This window comes from Pseudogemmobacter sonorensis (genome assembly GCF_042762395.1).
Lineage (GTDB): Bacteria > Pseudomonadota > Alphaproteobacteria > Rhodobacterales > Rhodobacteraceae > Pseudogemmobacter > Pseudogemmobacter sonorensis.
This window is the reverse complement of sequence record NZ_JBEFZE010000009.1, coordinates 1-17,259: the sequence shown is the minus strand read 5'-3', so window position 1 is coordinate 17,259 and position 17,259 is coordinate 1. Positions and strand designations below refer to the sequence as shown.

Annotated in this window: 13 protein-coding genes and 1 pseudogene; 7 read left to right on the top strand and 7 right to left on the bottom strand. The window is 68.3% G+C overall.

What is annotated here, in order from left to right; translation table 11 throughout:
- Positions 1 to 3 precede the first annotated feature (3 nt).
- Complete coding sequence (locus ABNX41_RS08940; protein ID WP_438669380.1) at positions 4 to 1,434, top strand: 3-hydroxyacyl-CoA dehydrogenase NAD-binding domain-containing protein; 1,431 nt, start codon at positions 4 to 6, stop codon at positions 1,432 to 1,434.
- Between the two features lie 46 nt (positions 1,435 to 1,480).
- Here the strand turns inward: ABNX41_RS08940 and ABNX41_RS08935 are convergent, their stop codons facing one another.
- Together ABNX41_RS08935 and ABNX41_RS08930 are read right to left on the bottom strand one after the other, a co-directional pair.
- Positions 1,481 to 2,302: an alpha/beta fold hydrolase gene (locus ABNX41_RS08935; RefSeq protein ID WP_438669379.1), complete on the bottom strand. Its 822-nt coding sequence runs from the start codon at positions 2,300 to 2,302 to the stop codon at positions 1,481 to 1,483.
- 329 nt (positions 2,303 to 2,631) lie between these two features.
- The gene (locus ABNX41_RS08930) at positions 2,632 to 3,810 is read right to left on the bottom strand and encodes a thiolase family protein (protein WP_438669378.1); all 1,179 of its coding nucleotides are present in this window, start codon (positions 3,808 to 3,810) and stop codon (positions 2,632 to 2,634) included.
- A 147-nt stretch (positions 3,811 to 3,957) separates the two neighbouring features.
- Between ABNX41_RS08930 and ABNX41_RS08925 the strand changes: the two genes are divergently transcribed.
- Entirely contained in the window at positions 3,958 to 4,713 is a 756-nt protein-coding gene (locus ABNX41_RS08925) for an SDR family NAD(P)-dependent oxidoreductase (protein ID WP_438669377.1), read from the top strand.
- Positions 4,714 to 4,870: 157 nt separating this feature from the next.
- Complete coding sequence (locus tag ABNX41_RS08920) at positions 4,871 to 6,514, top strand: class I adenylate-forming enzyme family protein (RefSeq protein ID WP_438669376.1); 1,644 nt, start codon at positions 4,871 to 4,873, stop codon at positions 6,512 to 6,514.
- Between the two features lie 78 nt (positions 6,515 to 6,592).
- Here ABNX41_RS08920 and ABNX41_RS08915 read toward each other — a convergent pair whose 3' ends face one another.
- From ABNX41_RS08915 to ABNX41_RS08895, 5 genes are all read right to left on the bottom strand, one after another.
- Positions 6,593 to 7,672 (bottom strand): acyl-CoA dehydrogenase family protein, encoded by a 1,080-nt coding sequence (locus tag ABNX41_RS08915; protein WP_438669375.1) that lies wholly within the window; start codon positions 7,670 to 7,672, stop codon positions 6,593 to 6,595.
- A 1-nt stretch (position 7,673) separates the two neighbouring features.
- Positions 7,674 to 8,861, bottom strand: a complete 1,188-nt coding sequence (locus tag ABNX41_RS08910; RefSeq protein WP_438669374.1) for an acyl-CoA dehydrogenase family protein — start codon at positions 8,859 to 8,861, stop codon at positions 7,674 to 7,676.
- The gene (locus ABNX41_RS08905) at positions 8,858 to 10,087 is read right to left on the bottom strand and encodes a 3-hydroxyacyl-CoA dehydrogenase (protein WP_438669373.1); all 1,230 of its coding nucleotides are present in this window, start codon (positions 10,085 to 10,087) and stop codon (positions 8,858 to 8,860) included. Before ABNX41_RS08905 ends, ABNX41_RS08910 begins: the two co-directional genes overlap by 4 nt.
- A gap of 29 nt (positions 10,088 to 10,116) precedes the next feature.
- A complete protein-coding gene (locus ABNX41_RS08900; RefSeq protein WP_438669372.1) occupies positions 10,117 to 11,736 on the bottom strand; it encodes a long-chain-fatty-acid--CoA ligase in 1,620 nt (539 codons plus the stop codon).
- Positions 11,737 to 11,870: 134 nt separating this feature from the next.
- The gene (locus tag ABNX41_RS08895) at positions 11,871 to 13,544 is read right to left on the bottom strand and encodes a sigma-54 interaction domain-containing protein (RefSeq protein ID WP_438669371.1); all 1,674 of its coding nucleotides are present in this window, start codon (positions 13,542 to 13,544) and stop codon (positions 11,871 to 11,873) included.
- A 284-nt stretch (positions 13,545 to 13,828) separates the two neighbouring features.
- On the opposite strand from ABNX41_RS08895, the gene ABNX41_RS08890 reads away from it, so the two are divergent.
- The 4 genes and pseudogenes from ABNX41_RS08890 to ABNX41_RS08875 form a co-directional block, all read left to right on the top strand.
- Positions 13,829 to 14,608 carry an enoyl-CoA hydratase-related protein gene (locus tag ABNX41_RS08890; RefSeq protein ID WP_438669370.1) on the top strand — a complete coding sequence of 260 codons (780 nt, stop codon included), beginning with the start codon at positions 13,829 to 13,831 and terminating at the stop codon, positions 14,606 to 14,608.
- A gap of 9 nt (positions 14,609 to 14,617) precedes the next feature.
- The gene (locus tag ABNX41_RS08885; protein ID WP_438669369.1) at positions 14,618 to 15,385 is read left to right on the top strand and encodes an enoyl-CoA hydratase/isomerase family protein; all 768 of its coding nucleotides are present in this window, start codon (positions 14,618 to 14,620) and stop codon (positions 15,383 to 15,385) included.
- A 141-nt stretch (positions 15,386 to 15,526) separates the two neighbouring features.
- Positions 15,527 to 16,876, top strand: coding sequence for an RNA polymerase factor sigma-54 (gene rpoN, locus ABNX41_RS08880; RefSeq protein WP_438669368.1), 1,350 nt, complete (start codon positions 15,527 to 15,529; stop codon positions 16,874 to 16,876).
- Between the two features lie 244 nt (positions 16,877 to 17,120).
- Positions 17,121 to 17,259 (top strand): annotated as a pseudogene (locus ABNX41_RS08875) (electron transfer flavoprotein subunit beta/FixA family protein); the annotation flags it as partial.

Sequence of the window (17,259 nt, the reverse complement as noted above, 5' to 3'; positions counted from 1 at the left end):
CGCATGACGAAAGCCGGTTTGGACAAAGGCGCGGTGGTCGCGGTGATCGGCGCGGGCACCATGGGGGCGGGGATCGCCCAGGTCGCGGCGGCGGCCGGGCATCCGGTGCTGCTTCACGACGCCAAGGAGGGCGCCGCCGAGGCCGGTCTGGCGCGGCTGGCCAGCGGGCTGGAGGGCCAGGTCCGGCGCGGAAGGCTGGCGCAGGACGCGGCCGAGGCGCTGTTCGCGCGGATCAGCGTGGCCCCGGAGCTTGAGGATCTCGGCCCCGCCGCCCTTGCCGTCGAGGCGGTGGTGGAGCGGCTGGAGGTGAAGCAGCAGATCTTCTCGCGGCTGGAGGGGATCCTGACCCAAACCGCCGTGCTGGCAAGCAATACCTCGTCGATCTCGGTCACCGCCATCGGCGCGGGCCTCGCCCGGCCAGGCAATCTGGTGGGGATGCATTTCTTCAACCCCGCCCCGGTGATGAAGCTGGTCGAAGTGGTGTCGGGCCTGGCCACCGACCCCGATGTGGCGGCGCTGGTCCATGCCACCGCGACCGACTGGGGCAAGGTGGCGGTCCATGCCAACTCGACCCCCGGCTTCATCGTCAACCGCGTCGCCCGCGCCTATTACGGCGAGCCCTTGCGGCTTCTGGAAGAGGGGATGGCCGATCCGGCGACGCTGGACGCGCTTCTGACCCGGGGCGGCGGCTTTCGCATGGGGCCCTTCGCGCTGATGGACCTGATCGGCAATGACGTGAACCTCGCCGTCAGCAGATCGGTGTTTGAGGCCTATCACGGCGAGCCGCGCTTCCGCCCCTCGATCCTCCAGCAGGAGATGGTCGCGGCCGGATGGCTGGGACGCAAGAGCGGGCGGGGCTTCTACGACTATTCCGAGGGCGCGCCATCGCCGCAACCGGCCGAAACCGCGCCCGATGCGACGGCAGGGCTTTGGCCCGCCGTGGTGCCGGGGGAGGAGGCCCGGCAAGGCGGCGTGCTGGTCGCCCCGACGGACGGGCGCACCGCCGCCGCGCGGGCGGCGGAAGAGGGCTGCCCAGTTATCCTCACCGACCTTCTGGCCGCCAGCGGCGAAGGGCAAAGGCTGGGCTATGCCGCCTCGCCCGACCTGCCCGCGGCGGCCGAGGCGCGCCTTGTCGCCACGCTGGCGGCGCAGGGGATCAAGGCCACGCGCCTGCCCGACTGGCCGGGGCTGGTGGTCCTGCGCGTGCTGGCGCTGATCGCGAACGAAGGGTTCGAGGCCGTGCAGCAAGGCGTTGCCGCCGAGGCCGACATCGACGCCGCCATGGTCAATGGCGTGAACTATCCGCAAGGGCCGATCGGCTGGGCGCGGCAGATCGGGCTGGACCGCGTGCTCGCGGTTCTGACCCGGCTGCAGGAGGCCACCGGCGACATGCGCTATCGCCCGTCGGTGGCCCTGCGCCGCGCGGCGGGCTGATCGCTCCCCCCCACAGGGCCCGGTCGAAGAGGCGAAAAGGGGCCCCTCAGGCCCCAAGCCGACGGGCCAGAAACTCCAGCACGATGCGCGTCCATTCTTCTGGCCGCTCCCACATCGGCGTATGGCCCGCGCGTGGAATGATCGCGATTTCGCTGCCGGGAACCGCCTCGGCAAGCGCGATGGACTGCTCGGGCGACGCGACCGGATCGGTCGCGCCGGTCAGCGCCAGCACCGGCAGGTCCAGCGCGGCGAAGCGCGCGGCCTCCAGCGGCGACGCCGCATAGGCGTCATGCAACTGCTCGCGCAGTGCCGCTGTCGATGCGCGCAACGCCATCTCGACGAAGAAGGCCAGCGTCTCAGGGTCGCGGTTGCGCGGGTCGAAGTAATTGGGCACCGAAGCCTCGAAGACCCTGCGGTTCTGCTCGGTGGTGCCATAGGCCGCGATCCGCGCCCGTTTGGCCGCATCCATTCCCGGCAATTCGCGATGCCGCGCCAGGGCGTTGCAACTGACGACGGCCCGCAGCCGCCCGGGCCAGAGCGTGGCGAATTCCTGGCTGATCGCGCCACCCAGCGAATGCCCGGCCAGCACCGCGCGGTCGATGTCCAGGCGGTCCAGCAGCGCCTTCAGGTCATGGGCATGGATCGTCATCGAATGGCCGCTGTCCGGTTTGGACGAATGGCCGAAACCACGCTGTTCGTAGCGATAGATGGTGAAGCGGTCGGCGGGCAGCAGCGGCAGCACCCGGTCCCAGGTGCCCGCGCCAAGGCTGTAGCCATGCAAAAGCACCAGCGGCACCGGGCCATGCCCTTGCTGCCACAGCGCCAGTTCGACGCCATCGACGACGGGGATCATCCTTGGTTCAGTCATCCGCGTTTTCCTTGGCCAAGATAGGGTGCGATCCGCCCGCGACGCGCCGGTCCGGGAAAGGTGGCCGCAGCGGGACATGCCGACTGCGGCCACCGGCGCCGCCCGATCCGACAGGGAGCAGGCCGGGGATCGGACGAGCATCCGCCGACCCCGCCCCTTTCCCTTCGCGGAACCGGGCACGGGCATCGACAGGACGGCGACGGGGAGAGCGCGCCGAACCTCAAGGCGCGGGCGCTTCCCGATGCCTGACCCCCGGAGGTGCATGGGGGCAGCACCGGAAAGCGCCCGCAGAGGACGGCCCGCAGGGGCCCCCTCAAGACGGGAAGGCGTCAGGGCGCCTCGATCAGCACGGCCATGCCCTGCCCCGCGCCCATGCACATGCTGACCACGGCCCGTTTCTGCCCGGTGTCGCGCAGGTGCTGCATGGCGGTGATCGCCATCCGCACCCCGGTCGCCCCTGGGGGATGGCCAAGCGAGATGCCGCCACCGTAAAGATTGGTCCTCTCGCGCGAGAGACCCAGTTGCGCCTCGGCATGCAGGTTGACCGAGGCGAAGGCCTCGTTGATCTCCCAATAGTCGATATCCCGCACCGTCAGGTTCTGGCGTTGCAGCAGGCGCTGGATCGCCGGAACCGGGCCGCAACCCATGATCCGGGGCGAAACCCCGACCACGGCCCAGTCGACCAGAACGCCCGCCGGGGTGCCGCCCGCCTTGCGGAAGGCCTCTTCCTCGCCGACCACGACAAAGCCCGCGCCGTCGGTCACGCCGCTGGAATTCCCGGGGGTCACCCGGCCGCCCTCGCGGAACACCGCCGGAAGCTTCGCAAGCTTTTCGGCATTGATGTCGGGGCGCGGAAATTCATCCATGTCGAAAAGCCGCGTGCCGCGCCTTTCCGGCACCTCGACCGGCACGATCTGCCGCGCGAGAAAGCCCGATTGGATCGCCGCCCCCGCGCGCTGCTGGGACATCAGCGCCCAGCCGTCCATCGCCTCGCGCCCATAGCCGAAGTCGTCGGCCAGATTCTCGGCCGTCTCGCCCATCAACTCCAGGCTGAAAGGATCGCGATACGCGAGGTCGAGCGCATCGACCATGGTGCCCGGACCGCGCTTGAGCCCCCAGCGGGCACCGTTCACCCAATAGGGCGCGCGGCTGAAATTCTCGCCCCCACCCGCCAGCGCCAGGCTGCCATGGCCGGAAAGGATCTGCTCGGCCGCCGTGACGATGGCCTGCGTCCCCGAGGAACAGGCCCGGCTGACGTTGATCGCGGCGCTGGCCTCGGGCAGGCCCGAATTCAGCGCGATGACGCGCGAGGCCAGAAAGCCCTCCTGATCCACAGGCATCACATTGCCCCAGACCAGATGGTCCAGTGCGGCGGCCGGGATGGCGGAGTCCGCAATGGCCGCCTCGGCCGCGATCTGGCCCAGGCGCACCATGGGAACGTCTTTCAACGACCTGCCGTAATCGCCGAACGGGGTGCGCTTGCCAGCCGACAGAACGATTCTCTTCATCTTCTCGCTTTCCGTAAGTTTGGCCTTGCCCATCCCCCAGCAAGCGCCGTGCCGGTCGCCGCCGCCGCGCAGAAATCCGCCGCCTTCAAGGCGCCACGGGCTGGCACGGAAATTGTGACGCCTCATCCTGCATGAATGGAGGATCACATGGCACGTCTGGAAGGCAAGACCGCAATCATCACCGGCGCGGGCACCGGGATCGGCCGCGCGGCGGGCGAGCTGTTCGCGGCAAAGGGCGCCAATGTGGTCCTGGCCGACATCGACGGCCCGGCCGTGGAGGAGACCGCCGCAAGGATCGCGGCGGCGGGCGGGCGGGCCATGGCCATCACCTGCGACATCACCGAAGAGGCGAGTGTCGCCGCCCTGATGGCGCGGGCCATCGACGGCTTCGGGCGGATCGACGTGCTTTACAACAACGCCGGGGGCAGCTCGCGCGAGGACGGCCCGGTGACCGAGGTGGCGCTGGAGGAATTCTGGCGCACCTTGCGGCTGGACCTTTACGGCACCGTGCTGTGCAGCCGCCTGGCCATCCCGCATATCGTCGCCGCCGGGGGCGGGGCGGTGGTCAACACCGGCTCGATGGTGGCAGCCTATGGGCGACAGGGCGCGCATTCCTATACCGCGGCCAAGGGCGGGATCACCTCGCTCACCCGGGCGATGGCGGCGGAATATGCCGCCCAGGGCGTCCGGGTGAATGCGGTCGCGCCGGGGATCACCCGCAGCCCGCGAGTCGAGGCCCGGCTGGCCGAGGGCCGGATCCGGCAAAGCGACCTGGATCGCCACAGGCTGGGCCTGCCCGAGCCGATCGACATCGCCCAGGCGGCGCTGTTCCTGGCCAGCGACGCCGCCCGCAGGATCACCGGCCACGTCCTTCCCGTGGACAGCGGCATGACCGCCTTCTAGCCAATTGTCGCTGCGGCGGGCACAGATCCTGCCGCAACGGTCGCCTCGACGGACAAAAGGCGCGGGCCGGGCGCCGCCGCGCAGCCCCGCCCATCTGGCACGCGGCTTGCAGGAGGGATTTCAAGCGCCGCGATCACAATTCAGCCACGGAGCCCGGATGCCGCCGTTCCTGACCCTGCATCACCCCCGAAGTGCCGCCGCCTATTACCGGACGGGCCTCTGGCAGGACGACACCTTCTACACGCTCTTGCGCCGCAATGCCGATCTTGCCCCGCAGCGGCTGGCGCTGGTCGACGGCGGGACGGGGATGGACTGGCGGACGCTTCTCGCGCGGGTGGACGGGCTGGCCGCCGATCTGGGCACCTACGGTCTGCGCACCGGGGACCGGGTTTGCGGCTGGATGCCCAACCGCGCCGAGATGGTCATCGCCATGCTGGCCTGTTCGCGCGAGGGCTATGCCTTTAACCCTTCGCTGCACCGCAGTCATACCGCCGCCGAGGTGGGCCAGCTTCTGAACGGGCTTTCGGCCCGGGCGCTGCTGATGGAAGAAGGCTGGGGCGCCGATGCCGAGACCGCCAATCTCACCGCGATCCTTGCCGGAGTGGCCAGCCTGAAGGCGGTCTATACCCCGGAAAGCTTTCCCGCTCCGGGGCCGAACCGCAGCGCCTGGCAGAGCGACCCGGATGCGGTGGCCTATCTCGCGCATACCTCGGGATCAAGCGGCGCACCCAAGTGCGTGATGCATTCGGCGAACACGCTGCTGGCGAATGCGCGCGAACTGGCGCGGGACTGGCGGCTTGATCCCGAAACGGTGATCTATCCGGTCTCACCCCTGTCGCATCACATCGCCTGGGTCGCCTTCGGGCAATGGCTGCTGACCGGCTGCCGCTACGTGCTGAACAATCCGCCGCCCGGCATGTCGACGCTGGACTGGATCATCGCCAGCGGCGCGACCTATGTGCTGGGGGTGCCGACCCATGCGCTGGACCTCATCGCGGAAGAGGCGCGGCGCGGCTGCGGATTTGGCCGCATCCGGCAATTCTACCTTGCCGGCGCGCCGATCCCCGCCGAGCTATGCGAGGATTTCCGCGCCAGGGGCATCATTCCGCAGAATGTCTACGGCATGACCGAGAATTCCTCGCACCACTACACATTGCCCGGCGACGGCCCTCGGATCGTCTCCACCACCTGCGGGCGGGGCGGGCAGGCCTATGAGGTGCGGATCTTCGACGAATCCGACCCCGACCGCGCATTGCCGCCCGGCCAGGTCGGCCAGATCGGCGGGCGGGGCGCGGCGCTGATGCTGGGCTATTTCGCCAACCAGCGCGCGACCGAAACCAGCTTCAACCGCGAAGGCTGGTTCATGTCGGGCGATCTGGGGATGCTTGATGCAGAGGGCAACCTGAAGGTGGTGGGCCGACTGAAGGATGCGATCATCCGGGGCGGCCACAACATCTATCCCGCGCATATCGAGCAGGCGGCGCTGACCCATCCCGGGGTGCGCCAGGCGGCCTGCGTGCCGGTCCCGGACCGTCGTCTGGGGGAAAGGGTCTGCCTCGCGCTCAGCGGCGGGGCCAGTCCCGACGAGGTGCTGGCGGTGCTGCGCGGGCGCGGCCTGTCGAAATACGACATGCCCGAATACATGCTGAACCTGCCCGCCCTGCCGGTGCTTCCCAGCGGCAAGATCCACAAGCGCGAGTTGAGCGAGCGCATCCGCCGCCGCGAGCTGGAGCCCGTCATGGTCACCCCGCAGCGCCGCGGCGAGGCGCCGCGCGGCATGGCGCGGATGACGAAACCCTGATCCCGGCCAGGCGCACAGCGCCGAAAGCAGAGGGCCCCCGGATCCGCTCCGGGGGCCCTTCGTCTATTGCCCACAGGGTCAATCCGGCAGGCAGGCCAGGCGCCGCAGGTGATGGGTGGAATTGCCAAAACGCGCCTCGATCGCCAGAAGACGGCGGTAGTAATGGCCGATGGCATATTCCTCGGTCATGCCGATCCCGCCATGCAACTGCACCATGTCGGCCCCCATCGCATTGCCGCTGCGCCCGATCAGCGCCTTGGCGGCGGCGACCGCCCGCCGACGCGGCCCCGGGCCCGCCGCCCGCCCGGCAAGCGCGGCGAAAAGGCTTGAGCGCGCCTGTTCGACCATCACGAAAGCATCCGCCATCCGGTGCTGAAGCGCCTGGAAAGAGCCGATGGCCACCCCGAACTGCTTGCGGGTCTTTAGGTAGTCATTGGTCAGCCACAGCGCCGCCTCCATCGCGCCGACCGCCTCGGCGCAGGTGGCGATGATCGCGGCATCGGTGGCCTCCTCCAGCGCCGCGCCGCAATCGCACGCGATCAGGGCTTCGGCCGGAAGCGCCAGCCCGTCCAGCGCCAGATCCGCCGCCGGATAGAAATCCAGCGTGCGGCAGGGCGCCAGCCGCGCCGGATCGGGCGCGTCCAACCGGAACAGCCCGATCCCGTCGAAAGCGCCATCGGCCGAGACCGCCGTGACCAGCAGGCTGTCGGCCCCCGGCGCGCCGATCACCACCGACTTGCGTCCCGCCAGAACGAAGCCATCGCCGCTTCGCCGCGCGGTTGTGGCGACCGCCAGCGCATCGCCCGCCCCCTCGGGCTCGGCCGAGGCGAGGGCCGCGACCTTCGTGCCCTCCATCAGCCCCTCGACCAGATCGGAGGCAAGGCCGAGCGCGCCCAGCAGACCCCCGGCATGGACGACCGAGGCCGCGAAGGGCTCGGCCACCAGATGGCGGCCGAATTCCTGCATCACCAGCGCAGTTTCGATCCCGGCGCCACCAAGACCGCCCTGCGCCTCGGGAATATCGGTCATGGACGCGCCCAGTTCGGCCAGCGCCCGTCGCAGCGCAGGCCCCGAGGCGCCGCGGCCGAAGCCTTCCAGCGTGCGGCGCACGCCATCGCGGAACAGTTCCTGTTCGGGGGTCAGTCGGAAATCCATCATGTCAGAGCCCCAGAATCCGCTTGGCGATGATGTTGCGATGGATCTCGTTGCTGCCCGCATAGATCGAGACCGAACGGTTGTAGAGGCTGCGCGAGGCCAGCCCGGGCGCGCCGTCGGGACCGATCCGCAGGTCGCCCTCTCCGATATGGGGGTCGGGGTAATAGACGGTGCCGTATTCCCCCAGGGCCTCGACCGCCAGGTCGGAAAGCTTCTGCTGAAGGTCCGAGCCGCGCAGCTTCAGGGTCGAGGTGATGGGCGAAGGCTCACCCCCCCGCTTTTCCTCGCTCAGCACCCGCAGGACGGAAAATTCCAGCGCCATCAGTTCGGCCTCGGCCTCGGCCACCTTCAGGATGAAGGCCGGATCCCCGGCCAGCCTGCCACCATTTGCGGTGCGGGCCAGTTCCTTCACCCGGCGCAGCTCGCGCTTCGAACGCGGCACCTGCGCGGAATCGGTGCGCTCATTGGCCAGAAGGAATTTGGCATAGCTCCAGCCCTTGCCCTCTTCGCCGACCAGATTGGCCGCCGGAACGCGCACATTGTCGAGAAAGACCTCATTGACGGAATGGCCGCCGTCGATCGAGATGATCGGCCGCACCGTCAGCCCGGGCGCGTCCATATCCGCCAGCAGGAAAGAGATCCCCTGCTGCTGCCTCGGGTGGACCGAGGTGCGGACCAGCAGGAAGATCCGGTTGGCGTGATGGCCGTCGGTGGTCCAGGTCTTCTGGCCGTTGACGACCCAATGGTCGCCGTCCAGCTCTGCCCGGGTGCGCACCGCGGCCAGATCGGATCCGGCGCCGGGTTCGGAAAAGCCCTGGCACCAGAAGTCCGAGCCATCCAGGATGCGCGGCAGGTATTCCGCCTTCTGCGCGGCCGAGCCGAAGCTGTAGATCACCGGCCCGACCAGCGACAGGCCGAAGACGTTGATCAGCGGCGCGTCGGCGGCCATGCATTCCTCGGCGAAGATATGCTGCTGCATCGGCGTCCAGCCGGGGCCGCCGTATTCGACGGGCCAATGCGGCGCCGACCAGCCCCTTGCCGCCAGGATCCGGTGCCAGGCGACCAGGTCCTGCTTCAGGTGGTGGAAACCCGATCCGATGCGCCGGGCGATATCCGAGGGCAGGTTTTCCGCGATGAAGGCCCGCACCTCGGCGCGGAAGCCCGCATCGGGGGGATCTGGAGTCAGGTTCATGCGGCACCGCCTTTCGGATCCTCGAAGATGCGGCCGCCCGCGGCGGCGGCGCGGCGCAAGCTCTCGGCGGGGCGCAGGGTCTCGTCGCCGGTCTCCTCGGCCATCCGGTCCAGCGCAGCCACCAGCGCGGGCGCGCCAATCGTCTCGGCCCAGGCCATCGGCCCGGTCTTGTCCGCGGGCCAGCCATAGCCATGGCGCCAGATCGTGTCGATGTCCCCGGCCGAATCCGCGATCCCCTCTTCAAGGATGCGGATGCCTTCGTTGACCAGCGGGTAAAGCTGCCGCTCCAGCAGTTCGGCCCCGGTGAAACCGCGCGGCCTGTGGCCAAGCTCGGCGCCAAGGCGCCTGCACAGGGCCTCGACCTCGGGATCGGCAAGGGCCTCGCGCCCGCCCGGCGCATAGCGGTAGAACCCCGCGCCGGACTTCTGGCCGTGGCGGCCCATCGCCACCAGCGCGTCCGAGACCGGGCGGACCTCTCCCCTCGGCTGGCGGATGCGCCATTCCACATCGAGGCCCGAGAGGTCCATCATCGCATGCTGACCCATCGGAAAGCCGAAGGCGGTCAGCGCGGCATCGTTCTGCGAGGGCGTCGCGCCCTCCAGCAGCATGCGTTCCGACTGGGCCGCGCGGGCAAACAACATCCGGTTGCCGACGAAGCCGAAACAGACCCCGACGACGACCGGCACCTTGCCCAGCAGGCGGCCGATCCCGGCGGCGCGGGCGACCACCTCGGCCGAGGTCGCCTTGCCGCGCACGACCTCCAGCAGCTTCATCACATTGGCGGGGCTGAAGTAATGCATCCCAAGAACCCGGGCCGGATGGCGGCTGGCGGCCGCGATCTGGTCGATATCCAGCGTCGAGGTGTTCGAGGCGATGATCGCCCCCGGCGCCAGCACATCGTCGAGCCGCCGCACCAGATCCAGCTTGGCGACCATGTCCTCGAAGATCGCCTCGGTGACGATATCGGAACCGGCCAGGTCGCCGATCTCCAGCGTGCCGGTGATGCGGGCGATCCGCGCCTCGGCCTCGGCGGGATCGAGGCGGCCGCGCTCCACGCTGCGGCGGTAGTTCTTCGCGATGATGCCAAGGCCGCGTTCCAGCGCCGCGCCCTCGGCATCCAGCAATGTCACCTGGATCCCGGCATTGGCATAGGCCATGGCGATGCCGCCGCCCATCGTGCCCGAACCCACGACGCCCGCGCGGGCGATCGATGCAGATCTGTCCATCGGAAAGTCCTTTCTGGCGCTGCCGCCGCTCAGGCGGTCGGCAGACGATAATCCCTGAGGCTCTTGCGAAGCTCGGCCTTGCTGATCTTGCCGGTGGCGGTATGGGGGATGCTGTCCACGACAAGGACATCGTCGGGATACCACCATTTCGCCACCCGGCCCTCGAAATGGCGCAGAAGTTCGGCCCGGGCGACATGCGCCCCCGAACGCGGCACCACGACCAGAAGCGGCCGCTCGTCCCATTTGGGATGCGCGACCGCGATCACCGCCGCCTCGGCCACGGCGGGATGGCTGGCGGCGATGTTCTCAAGATCAATCGAGCTGATCCATTCGCCGCCGGACTTGATCATGTCCTTGGAACGGTCCACCACCCGGATGAAGCCGTCCGGGTCGATGGTGCAGACATCGCCGGTCTTCAGCCAGCCATCGGTGGTGATGTTGTCGGCGGTGGATTTCGGATCCCGGTAATATTCGCCGATCACCCAGGGCCCGCGAACATAAAGATCGCCGCGGGCGATCCCGTCATGGGGCAGTTCCCGGCACGCCTCGTCGGTGATCCTTGCGTCTACCAGGCTGGGCGGGCGGCCCTGCGACTGGTTGACGGCATCGAGCGCGGCCTGCCCGGCCTGCCAATGGTGATGCTTGGGGGCGGCGACGGCGCCCATCGGGCTCATCTCGGTCATGCCCCAGGCCTGGACGATGCGCACGCCGTAGCCATCGCGGAAGGCCTCGACCATCGCCTGAGGAACCGCGGAACCGCCGATCAAGAGCTTGCGCAGGCTGGAAAGCTTCAGCCCCCGGGGCTCCATATGCAGCAGCAGCCCCTGCCAGACCGTCGGCACGCCAAGCGCCAGCGTCACCTTCTCGGCCTCGATCAGGTCATAAAGCGTGGCACCGTCCAGATGGCGACCCGGCAGCACCAGCTTGGCGCCCGAGGAGATCGCCGAATAGGGAATGCCCCAGGCGTTGCCATGGAACATCGGCACCACCGGCAGGATGCATTCGCCGCCCGAAACCCCGTGCCCGTCCACCGCACAGGCCGAAAGCGTGTGCAGGATGGTCGAGCGGTGGCTGTAGAGCGCGCCGCGCGGATCGCCGGTGGTCCCCGAAGTGTAGCACAGCGACGAGGCGGTGCGTTCGTCGAACTCGGGCCAGTCGAAGGCGTCGCTTTCGGGGGCGATGAAATCCTCGTAGCTGACCAGCGGCAAGGCCGAATCCGGGAGCGCCGCACGCGGGGCAAGCGCGACGAAGGTCTCGATCGTGGTCAGTTCCGACGCCAGATCCTCGATCATCTCAAGGAAGGAGAGGTCGAAGAACAGGACCCGGTTCTCGGCATGGTTGATGATGAAGCGGATCTGTTCGCGGAACAGTCGCGGATTGACCGTATGCAGCACCGCGCCGATGCCCGAGATGCCGTAGTAGAGTTCCAGATGCCGGTGGGTGTTCCAGGCCAGCGTCGCAACCCGGTCGCCCGGGCGGATGCCGCGACGCACCAGCGCATTGGCCAGCTTTTTCATGCGGCGATGCGCGTCGCGATAGGTGTAGCGGCAAAGACTGTCGTCCACCTCGCGGTAGACGATCTCGACATTGCCGTGGAACCGCGCCGCCTGCTCGATCAGCGACGAGATCAACAGCGGCCTGTCCATCATAAGACCCAACATTCCCGGCTGGCCTCCCCTTACAGCTTCCTGCCGCTGCGGTTTCAGCAAGCTGCGTGCCAGTCGCGGGCGGATCGTCCCTGCCCGAAAGCACCGGCAGCGCGCGCGGGACCGCTCAGCCCTGGTCAGCCCTGGGCGGCGTCGTCCTGCGCCCCGAGCAATTTGTAGAGATACGAGCGCGAAATCCCCAGCGTTTCGGCCACCCGGCGCTTGTTGCCGCCGAACCGCTCCATGGCGCGGGCGACGGCTTTCTTCTCCAGATCCTCGATCATGTCGCGCATGGGCAGGATCCGGCTGTCTTCCTCGACGACAGCCGGACGTGCCCGGGCCGAGGACATCCCCGGCACGATATCCTGGTCGCTGTGCCGGATCAGCGTGTCGGCATCGATGACGCCCCCTTCGCAGAAGACCAGCGCGCGCTCGGTCTCGTGACGCAACTGGCGAACATTGCCGGGCCAGTGCTGGTCCATCAGGTAGTCCAGCGCATCCTGGGTCACCCGGGGCAGGGGCTGTCCGTAGCGCGAACACAGGTCCTTGAGCGTATGGTCCACCAATGCCGGGATGTCGTCGATCCGGCGGCGCAGCGGCGGCACGTCGATGACGATGGCCGAGATGCGGTAATAGAGGTCAAGCCGGAACTTCTCTTCGGCGATCATCTCGCGCAGGTCGCGGTTGGTCGCGGTGACCAGGCGAAAATCCACCTCGCGCGCGGCGCCGCCGCCGATCCGCTCGATCCGGCGGTCCTGCAACACGCGCAGCAGCTTGACCTGCACCTCGGGCGGGGTGTCGCCGATCTCGTCCAGGAAGATCGTGCCCTTGTCGGCCTGTTCGAACTTGCCCTTGCGGCCCTTGCGGTCGGCGCCGGTGAAGGCGCCGGATTCGTAGCCGAAAAGCTCGGCCTCGACCAGGGTTGCGGGCAAGGCCGCCGAGTTCAGCGTCACCATCTGGGTGTCGCGGCGCGGCGAGAGCCGGTGGATGGCATGGGCGACCAGCTCTTTGCCGGTGCCGCTTTCGCCCCGGATATGGACCGGGATCTCCAGGGGCGCGACCTTGGCGATCTCGGCCCGCAGCCGCTGCATCGCCGGGCTGTTTCCGACAAGGCTCTCAAGCCCGTATCGGTTACTGCGCAGGGCCTGGGTCTCGCGCCGGTAGAACTGCACCTCGCTTTCGAGCGTGCTGATGCGCTTGAGCAGATCCTCGACCTGACGCGGCCCCTTGAACATCACCCGGCCGATGGCGCCGACCACCCTGCCCTCGCGGCGGATCGGTATGCGCGAGACCACGCGTTCGGTGTCGCCGATCTTTTGCAGGACGCCGACCTCGGCCTTGCCCTCGGCCAGCACGCGGTCGAGCCGGGTGTTCTCGATCACGTCGCGGACGGCGCGGCCATTGCCACCCCCGGGCGACAGGCCGAAGAACCTTTCATGCACGGGCGAGATGAAGACCAGCCGCCCCTTGGCGTCGACGACGGTCATCGCCTCGAACGGGTCGGCCACCAGATGCGAAAAAACATCATAGGCAAAATCGACCGACCCGATGAAATCCAGCAGCGCATTGCCCGGCGGACAGCTTATCACGACCATCTCGCCATGACTATGCGGCGCCAGCAGCAGCACATGGCCCTGCCGGTCCAGCGTCAGGGCCATGATCCGCCGCTCGCGCAGCTCGGCCATCCAGGCCGGATCCATGACCAGGGCGCGAATGCGCAGATCCTCTCCGATTCCAGTGGCTTGCTGGATGCGCCCCTCGGCATCCATCAGCACGATCCCGGTGATCGCGTGCTCTCCTCCGGCGATCATCAGCCCTCCCCCGGCCATGTATCCCTTGCGGACACTCTATTGTCGGCCACGCCGGGCGCAAGACAAATCGCCCCGGCCCCGGCCCCGCTGGCGGATGGAACCCTGCCTTTCCGACAATCATCGCGAAAATCTCAAAAGTTGGCACGCCGCTTGCTGAACCCTATGCTGAGCACAGGGAGGAAGCCTGCCACGACCGCGCCACGGGCCGTTTCGGACCGGGCGGAACCGCCACGGGGCGGCGCAGGGCGGCATGATTTCCTGAGAGACCATGAGGAGGACGCCGGATGGAATTCAAGGAAATCACCTATGAGGAACGGGGGCCGGTCGGCGTCCTGACCCTCAATCGCCCCGAGGACGGCAACATGTTCACCCAGACCATGTGCCACGAGATCCGCGACTGCATCGAGGCCGTCCGGCGCGAGACGTGGACCCGCGTCCTCGTGCTGACCGGCGCGGGAGAGCGGTTCTTCTGCATCGGCGGGCGCAAGACCGGCATGGAAGACAGCACGCTTTACGCGGGCACCCTGCCGACGCTTGAGATGTATGAGGCCATCGACAAGCTGCAAAAGCCGGTCATCGCCTCGGTCAACGGTTTCGCGGTCGGCGGCGGCAATGTGCTGCAAATGGTCTGCGACCTGACCATCGCCAAGGAAAGCGCGGTGTTCCGGCAGGTCGGGCCGATGATGGGATCGTTCGACGCCGGCTATGGCACCTGGTATCTGGAAGACCTGGTCGGCAAGAAGAAGGCCAAGGAGATCTGGTATCGCAACCCGAAGATCACCGCCGCCGAGGCGCTGTCGCTGGGCCTGATCAACAAGGTGGTTCCCGATGCCGATCTGGCCGGGGCGACCATGGAATTCGCGCTTGAAGTGGCCGATCGCGGCGCTTTCGCGCTGGCCTCGATCAAGGCCGCGTTCAACGCCCGGCATGGCGGGGTCTCGGGCCTGTCGCGCATGGCGCACGACCTGCTTCTGCGTGCCTATCTGGAATCGGACGAGCATCAGGAACTGGCCGATGCCTTCGCCGAAAAGCGCAAGCCCGACCCGTCGAAATTCGGACATTGAGGCCAGGAGATGAGCGTTACCCTCACCACTCGCGGCGACTGCGCCCTCATCACCCTCGACCGCCCGGCGGCGCTGAACGCGCTCTCGTTCGACGTCATCACCCGCATCGGCGCCGCCATTGACGAGGTGGCGACGATGAAGGTGCGGGCATTGGTCATCACCGGCGCGGGGACGAAATCCTTCTGCGCCGGGGCGGATATCAAGGAACTCCAGAACCGCTCGATGATCGAGCAGCGCCGCGGCGTCGAATTCGGCCAGGCCACCTTCGCCAGGCTGGACCGGCTCGGCCTGGCCTCAATCGCGGCGATCAACGGCTATGCCTTCGGCGGCGGGCTGGAGCTGGCACTGGCCTGCACCTTCCGCATCGCGGCCCCGACGGCAAAGCTCGGCCTGCCGGAAATCAAGCTGGGCCTGATCCCGGGCTATGGCGGCACGCAGCGCCTGCCGCGCGTCGTCGGCCCGGCCCGCGCGCTTGAACTGATCATGACCGGCCGCACCGTCGAGGCCCAGGAGGCGCTGGCCATCGGCCTCGTGAACCGCATCGCCGGGGGCGATACCGTCGAGGCCGCGCTGGATTTCGCCACAGGCTTCACGCGCTACGGCCTGCCCGCGCTGGAACTGGCGCGCCGCGCGGTCCTGCGCAGCCTGGACGCCCCGCTGCACGAAGGACTGGAGACCGAGGCCGATCTCAGCACTCTGGCCTATCAGACCCGCGATGCCGTCGAAGGGCTGCAAGCCTTCGTCGACAAGCGCAAACCCGAATTCAAGGACATCTGATGGCAGCACGCCCCGGCCGATCCTGGAGGAGGGTCGGCCGGGGCTTCATCGGGAGGGGAAAACCACAATGACGATCCGAAACGGTTGCATGCCCGCAAGTCTCCGACACGACAGGGGGCGCGGCCCGAAAGGGGGCCGGGGATGAACATGCGCGTCGATCACAGGCAGGCGCTTCAGACCGCCCTTTCGCCGCAGATGCTGCAATCGGTCGAACTGTTGCACATGACCGCGCTTGACCTTCATGCCTTCGTCGCCGCCGAGGTCGAGCAGAACCCCTTCCTGGAAAGCGACGGTCCCGCGCCGACGCCCACGGCGCCCGCCGCTGGCCCGCCCCCGCCTGGGCGCGGCGCGGGGGCTGGCGGCGCCAGCGATTTCGACCGCGCGGCGCTGGTGGCCGACCACCTCTCGCTGCATGAAAGCCTTGAGCAGCAATTCGGCCTGCTGACCCGCGATCCGGTGCTGCGCCATATCGGCATGCACCTTATCCGCGCGCTGACCCCGGATGGCTATCTGGACGACCCCCTGGATCTGATCGCGCTTCAGGCCGGGACCAATCCCCTGCGCGCGTCCGAGGTCCTGAAGATGGTGCAAAGCCTTCAACCCAGCGGCATCGGCGCCCGCAACCTTGCCGAATGCCTGGCCCTGCAACTGCGCGAAAACAACCGGCTGGATCCGGCGATGCAGGCGCTGCTCGACAATCTGCCGCTGATGGCGCGCGGCGATCTTGCGGCCCTGCGGCGGCTGTGCGGGGTGGGCGAGGACGACCTGCGCGAGATGTTCGCCGAGATCCGCCGCCTCGACCCGCGCCCGGGACGCGCCTTCGACAGCGCCCCGCTGCAACTGGTGGTCCCCGATGTCTTCGTCACCCGCGCCGCCGACGGCGGCTGGGGGATCCGGGTCAACGAGGCCGCCCTGCCCCGGGTCCTGGTCAACATGAGCTATTACCACGAATTGCGCCGCGACCTGAAAAGCGCCGAGAACCGCAGCTATCTGAGCAACCGGATGCGCGCCGCCAACTGGCTGGTGCAGGGGCTGGACCAACGGATGCGCACCGTCCTGAACGTGGCGACCGAGATCGTGCGCCAGCAAGCCGATTTCTTCGACGGCGGGATCGAGCGACTGCGGCCGCTGCGGCTGCGCGACATCGCCGATACGCTGGGCATCCACGAATCGACCGTCTCGCGCGTGACCTCGAACAAGTCTATGGCAACGCCCTGCGGGACGTTGCCGATGAAGTTCTTCTTCCCCACCGCGATCGGCAGCGCGGGAGAGGGCGGCAGCCATGCCGCCGATACCGTCCGCCACCGCATCCGCGAAATCATCAAGGCCGAACCCGCCCGCCGCCCGCTGTCCGACGGCGCCATCGCCGCCCGGCTTGAGGCGATGGACATCCGCATCGCGCGGCGCACCGTCACCAAATACCGCGAGGCGATGAACATCGCCTCATCGGTGGAACGCGCGCGTCAGGCGGCCAGACGACCGGCGGCCTGAAGACGAAACGGCGATCTCAAGGCCCGCGACCTGAAGACCGGCCGCTTGACGGCGCAAGGCAGCCTCCGGCGGTCCGCGCCAAGCCAGCCACCCCGATGGCACGCGCCTTGCAGGCGGGGCTTCGGACCGGGACGGCGCGCCTTGGTCGGGGGCCGTTTCGCCATGCTGCGCGGCGACCTGGCCGGGCCGGGGCCGCATTCGGAAATACGCGCAAGCCACGCGCGACAAAGGGAAGGGAAGACGCATGAAGATCCTCGTGCCTGTCAAGCGGGTGATTGACTACAACGTTAAGGTCCGGGTGAAATCTGACGGGTCTGGCGTTGACCTTGCGAATGTGAAGATGTCGATGAACCCGTTCGACGAGATCGCGGTTGAAGAGGCGA